6 protein-coding genes and 1 rRNA gene are annotated in these 5,557 nt (G+C 43.8%); 1 reads left to right on the top strand and 6 read right to left on the bottom strand.

Features of this window, described 5'->3' with window-relative positions:
* Window positions 1-596: ribosomal RNA gene (locus CVN76_RS08430) — 16S ribosomal RNA — on the bottom strand; the annotation flags it as partial.
* A 281-nt stretch (window positions 597-877) separates the two neighbouring features.
* Window positions 878-1,741 (bottom strand): nucleotidyltransferase-like protein, encoded by an 864-nt coding sequence (locus tag CVN76_RS08425; protein WP_100530901.1) that lies wholly within the window; start codon window positions 1,739-1,741, stop codon window positions 878-880.
* Window positions 1,742-1,916: 175 nt separating this feature from the next.
* On the opposite strand from CVN76_RS08425, the gene CVN76_RS08420 reads away from it, so the two are divergent.
* Window positions 1,917-2,270 (top strand): YgzB family protein, encoded by a 354-nt coding sequence (locus tag CVN76_RS08420; protein WP_100530900.1) that lies wholly within the window; start codon window positions 1,917-1,919, stop codon window positions 2,268-2,270.
* A gap of 57 nt (window positions 2,271-2,327) precedes the next feature.
* On the opposite strand, the gene perR is transcribed toward CVN76_RS08420, so the two are convergent.
* The 4 genes from perR to bcp all read right to left on the bottom strand — a co-directional run.
* Window positions 2,328-2,771: a peroxide-responsive transcriptional repressor PerR gene (perR, locus tag CVN76_RS08415; RefSeq protein ID WP_061143846.1), complete on the bottom strand. Its 444-nt coding sequence runs from the start codon at window positions 2,769-2,771 to the stop codon at window positions 2,328-2,330.
* A gap of 154 nt (window positions 2,772-2,925) precedes the next feature.
* Window positions 2,926-3,870 carry a D-2-hydroxyacid dehydrogenase gene (locus CVN76_RS08410; RefSeq protein WP_100530899.1) on the bottom strand — a complete coding sequence of 315 codons (945 nt, stop codon included), beginning with the start codon at window positions 3,868-3,870 and terminating at the stop codon, window positions 2,926-2,928.
* A 159-nt stretch (window positions 3,871-4,029) separates the two neighbouring features.
* The gene (locus CVN76_RS08405; RefSeq protein WP_100530898.1) at window positions 4,030-5,169 is read right to left on the bottom strand and encodes an aminopeptidase; all 1,140 of its coding nucleotides are present in this window, start codon (window positions 5,167-5,169) and stop codon (window positions 4,030-4,032) included.
* Window positions 5,126-5,557: thioredoxin-dependent thiol peroxidase (gene bcp, locus CVN76_RS08400; protein WP_100530897.1), on the bottom strand; the 432-nt coding region annotated here is incomplete at its 5' end. The genes CVN76_RS08405 and bcp, both read right to left, overlap by 44 nt.

Below are 5,557 nucleotides of genomic sequence, written 5' to 3'. Positions count from 1 at the left end.
AACCACCTGCGCGCGCTTTACGCCCAATAATTCCGGACAACGCTTGCCACCTACGTATTACCGCGGCTGCTGGCACGTAGTTAGCCGTGGCTTTCTGGTTAGGTACCGTCAAGGTACCAGCAGTTACTCTGGTACTTGTTCTTCCCTAACAACAGAACTTTACGACCCGAAGGCCTTCTTCGTTCACGCGGCGTTGCTCCGTCAGACTTTCGTCCATTGCGGAAGATTCCCTACTGCTGCCTCCCGTAGGAGTCTGGGCCGTGTCTCAGTCCCAGTGTGGCCGATCACCCTCTCAGGTCGGCTACGCATCGTCGCCTTGGTGAGCCATTACCTCACCAACTAGCTAATGCGCCGCGGGCCCATCTATAAGTGACAGCGTAAACCGTCTTTCCATCTTCTCTCATGCGAGAAAAGAACGTATCCGGTATTAGCTCCGGTTTCCCGAAGTTATCCCAGTCTTATAGGCAGGTTGCCCACGTGTTACTCACCCGTCCGCCGCTAATCTCAGGGAGCAAGCTCCCGTCGATTCGCTCGACTTGCATGTATTAGGCACGCCGCCAGCGTTCGTCCTGAGCCAGGATCAAACTCTCCGAAGAAATGTTTGACTTGCTCATTTGCTTTTTTGATAGTGTGTGCTCACTTAAAAATTTAACGTTGGCGCTTTGTTTTGTTCAGTTTTCAAAGAGCAATTTCGCTGTCGTTTACTTCGTAAGCGACTTTTATATCTTACCATGTCTTCAACCAAGTTGTCAACATGTTTTTTTATTTTCTTTGTTTTGATGAAGCTGCGAAAGCTGATGTCCCGCAGCGACATGTATTAATATATCACCTATATTATTATTGGTCAATAATAAAAATCAATTTTTTAAAAGTTTTTTTAAACGGAATAATATCGATGATAAACATCGTGCCCTTTCGTCTCCACTTTGATCACATCGATCACCTTTTTCTCTATCAAATATTCTATTAAAACGCCTAAATCGACTGAGTAATATTTAAGTTCCGGATGGTCCATGAGCTCCGCGATCGTCCACGCTTCCTCTTTCGTCCCCATTATTTCAACCAAATGCTGTGAACCTGCATTCGTCCTCGAATAAATAAGGAATTCACTCGCAAGGAAAAGGAGTTCCAATCTTTTTTCAAGCGTTTCTTCACTGCTGATCAATTCTTTATAGAGCTTGTATATTTCAGGTTCCATATGCTTCACTTGATTCCAGACAGTTACCTCCGGATAAAAACCTTGTTCGATTATCTCCAAGCGCGCCAAGTGGTGCAGGGAGTGGACAATATGATTATATGCATCAAGATAATGCCCTTTTTCGAAGAAACTTTTCCCGTCCATATACCTGCGTATCAGCTTCCCGAACTCCATCCCCATTTTTAACTTCCTTCCATAGAAGGGGAATTCCCTGATTTCGGTTTTCAAACGGTCCAAATATTCATTCCGGTCATAAAGGATTCTCCCATTATAGATCCAATCAACCACTTTGCGGTTGGTCCCTAATAAAAGCCATTCCTGCAACTGATCTTCCTTTACGATATGCAAAGCTGCCTTTTTATCCTTGTAAGTGTAATGCTTTAAGAACACGGCCTCTTCAGCTTCATCTGCTATGACAAAAAGGATGTAGTCAAATGTATCGGTAATCGGACTATTATCTTCTTTCTTTTCTATCAACAAGATCCCAAGTGTAGATTTTAAGCTTGCTCGCTCTTGATAAATCGGGCGAAGGATATCTTCCATCATTAAATTCCTCCAAAACCTTTTTTTTTAAACGTTCGACAAAACTCTTCAAAATCCTGCTTACATGACTGACCAGAACGCCAATCAGTTAAAAGTAATATGTATCCTTTATTTCTTTTTTGTTCCATCCTTAGTTTATGTTATAGTTAAAGTTATATTTTAGGAGGGAAAATCCATGGCTAAATATTCTAGCAAAATCAATAAAATCCGTACATTTGCTTTAAGTTTGATTTTCATCGGCTTTATCGTGATGTATCTTGGACTTTTCTTCAAAACTCATCCTATTGTCATGACGCTTTTCATGGGGCTTGGCCTTTTATTCATAATCGCAAGCACCGGGGTTTATTTTTGGATAGGGATGCTCTCCACCAAAACGATCCAAGTGGTCTGCCCTAACTGCGGCAAGCCGACAAAAATATTGGGGCGGGTAGACATTTGCATGCATTGCGAAGAACCGCTGACCCTCGACAAGAAGCTTGAAGGCGAAGAATTCAACGAGAAATATAATCGCAAAACCCTGCAAGACTGAATGGCATCCTTCCTTCATAACAAGAAAAAAAGTTCCAACCAAGTGGAGGAACTTTTTTTAATGGCTTTCTTTTTTCGCACAATCCGAACAATCACCGTAGATTTCCATCCGATGGTGGCTCACATTGAAACCAGTCACCTGTGCTGCGAAATGCTCGACCTCATCCAATGCGGGATAATCGAAATCCACTATCTTTCCGCAAGTTTGGCAGATTACATGATAATGATTCGTGGTTACGAAGTCAAACCTTGCTGACGAATCACCGTAAGTAAGTTCTTTAACCAAGCCGACTTCACGGAAAACGCGGAGGTTGTTGTAAACCGTCGCCACGCTCATATTAGGAAATTTGCTTTCCAGTGCTTTATATATATCATCAGCTGTAGGGTGTGACATGGAGTTTATCAAATACTCAAGAATCGCATGGCGCTGAGGAGTTATTCTTACACCGGTATCTTTTAATGAATCCAACGCTTCTTTCAACTGAACTTCAGACACCGTCATCCACCTCGTTTTCTAATTAAGTATGAATTCTTAGATTGTAATATTTATAAATAGTGTACCTTCTATCCGTTGATTTTGTCAATATTTCTATGACTTCCCGTTCTTTTTTAGTTTATTCGTCACCTCTTTGAATCTTTCCCATTTTCGTATGGTTTTAGTATCCCTTTGATAAGTCGATTGCGTTAATGAAGTCTTTTCCACCTTTCGAATATTCAAGCATGTTTTCTTCGAATATCGCAAAGGTCCTTGGTAAATATTCTCCGCTTTTACTCGAAAGGTGAGGCGTTACCGTTACATTCTCCATGCTCCAAAACGGATGTCCGTTCCTTAAAGGCTCCGGATCGAATACATCCAGGATGGCATGTGCCAGCTCCCCGCTTTCGAGAGCCTTTTGCAATACATCAGCCTTAACCAAGTCGCCGCGGCCAATGTTGACGAACACGGCCGAGTCTTTCATCGCAATAAAGTGCTCCATTTGCAAAAAATGCTTCGTCTCAGCCGTACTAGGTAACACGGACACGATATAATCCGCTCTCGGTATGACCTCCAACAAACAGTCAAGGGTATACATGCGGTCGATGCATTCCACTGTTTTCCCGCTCCGGTTCATGCCCAGCGTCGTCATCCTGAAGGCCTTGCCCAGACGGGCCACTTCCCCTCCAATCGCACCAGTACCGATGACGAGCATCGTTTTGCCATTCAGCTCCCCCACCTCGATCTTCCTGTCCCAGCGCTCCTCCCTTTCATTTTTCATGAGCAGCTTCAATTTCTTTTCATATTGTAAAAGCATCCCCATCGTATACTCGGCCATTGGTATTTTATGAATGCCTCTTGCGTTGGTCACCATAATCCCGCGTTTCTCAATCGCTTTAAAAGGCAGCAATTCCATTCCTGCGCTCATGACCATGATCCATTTCAGGTTTTTCGCCTTCCCGATGATTTCTTCCGTTAAATCCTCGCCATATGTAATAAAAACTTCCGCTTCACTAAGCGGCCCATCCGCCCATCCTGCTTGATAGACGAAGGTCGAATCCGGAAAACCTTCCTTCATCCTCGTTTGGATGCCTTCATCCGGAATGATCGTTGAAAGTATTAACATGTGTTTATCTCTCCCTTTTTAATGACATAAAAAAACACGGGCTCTGTATATCCCGCGCAACTTTCTCTGAGGAGGTATTCCCTTAATAAAGCATATTCAGGTGTCCCCTTTTTGAGTTGGACAAAAGCCTTACCCTTGTTAAAAAAGGCGCTATTTCATTCAATTAGGATTTAAATCGAGGAGCTCCGGCAAAATGAAAAGGCCATCCCTGCTGATCAGGACGTCATCAAAATAGATGTCCCCGCCGCCATATTCAGATCGCTGGATCAAAACCATATCCCAATGAATCGATGAACGGTTTCCGTTATCAGCTTCATTATAGGCCGCACCCAATGCCAGGTGCAGACTGCCGCTTATTTTCTCATCGAACAATATATCACCAATGGGCTTCACTATGTAGGGATTGATGCCAATGCCAAACTCGCCGATAAAACGAGACCCTTCATCCATATTCAGTATCTCGTTCATTTCAATCATGTGATTGGAAGCGGCTTTAATGACTTCTCCCTTTTCCAATGTTAATTCTACATCACCGAAGGCGGTTCCTTCATAGGTGGTGGGGACATTGAAGGATATAGTCCCATTGACGCTTTCCCTCAGCGGAGCCGTAAACACCTCGCCGTCAGGCAGGTTCTTTTTACCCGCACAGATGATTGCCGGCATCCCTTTGATTGAAAAGGACAAATCAGTCCCTGGTGAAATGATCCTGACCTTGTCGGTTCGTTCCATCAATTGCTTTAACGGTTTAAGTGCCGCCTCCATTCTCACGTAATCGATAGTACATACGTTTAAAAGGAAATCTTCATACTCGTCAAAGCTCATGCCGGCTTTTTGCGCTGATATGCTGGTCGGATAATTAAGCAAGACCCAACGTCGGTTGTTGACATAAAAAAGCGTAGCAGCATGCATCATCTCCCCTTGAAGACGATGCATCTCAACAGGGACATCCGCCATTTCCATTGTACTTTCATCACCGGTCATGATGATGAGCGCATCAATATCAGTATATTTTTTCATGGCCCATTGTGCTGAGGTGGCAAGCTGTTCTTTTACATTCCCTCGTAACAGGTGACGATTTATTTCATCGTCCTCCAGTTCTACATATGGAAAGGCCCCGACTCTGTAAGCTTCAACGATCAGCTCTTTAATCAGTGGCTTCGTGCGGATATGGCCCCTTATCAGGATTCTCTCTTTTGGCTTCAATCGTATTGAATGATGAATCAACTTGGCGGCGAGCTCCCTATGTCGCTCACCCTTATTTTTGGAGTTCACGAAGAGTTTCAAGAGCGTCTTCAACATGGCCTTTTACTTTTACTTTGCGCCATTCTTTGACGATCATGCCTTCCTTGTCAATCAGGAAGGTGGAACGCTCAATGCCCATATATTCCTTGCCAAAGTTCTTTTTCAATTGCCACACATCGAATGCTTCGGCAGCTTGATGACTTTCATCAGCCAGTAAAAGGAAAGGCAATCCATGTTTTTCAATGAACTTTTCATGACGCGCGGCTGGGTCCGGGCTGATGCCAATGATGACAGCATCCAATTCCTCAAAGTGTTCATTGTGATCCCGAAAATCACATGCCTCCGTCGTGCAACCCGGGGTCATATCTTTAGGGTAAAAATATAAAACAACGTATTTGCCCTTGAACTGCGAAAGGGAAACCATTTCACCGTTGTTAGCAGGTAA

The sequence above is a fragment of the Bacillus sp. mrc49 genome (assembly GCF_002803435.1).
The sequence above is the reverse complement of the archived record's forward strand: the minus strand, read 5'-3'. Positions and strand labels throughout refer to the sequence as shown.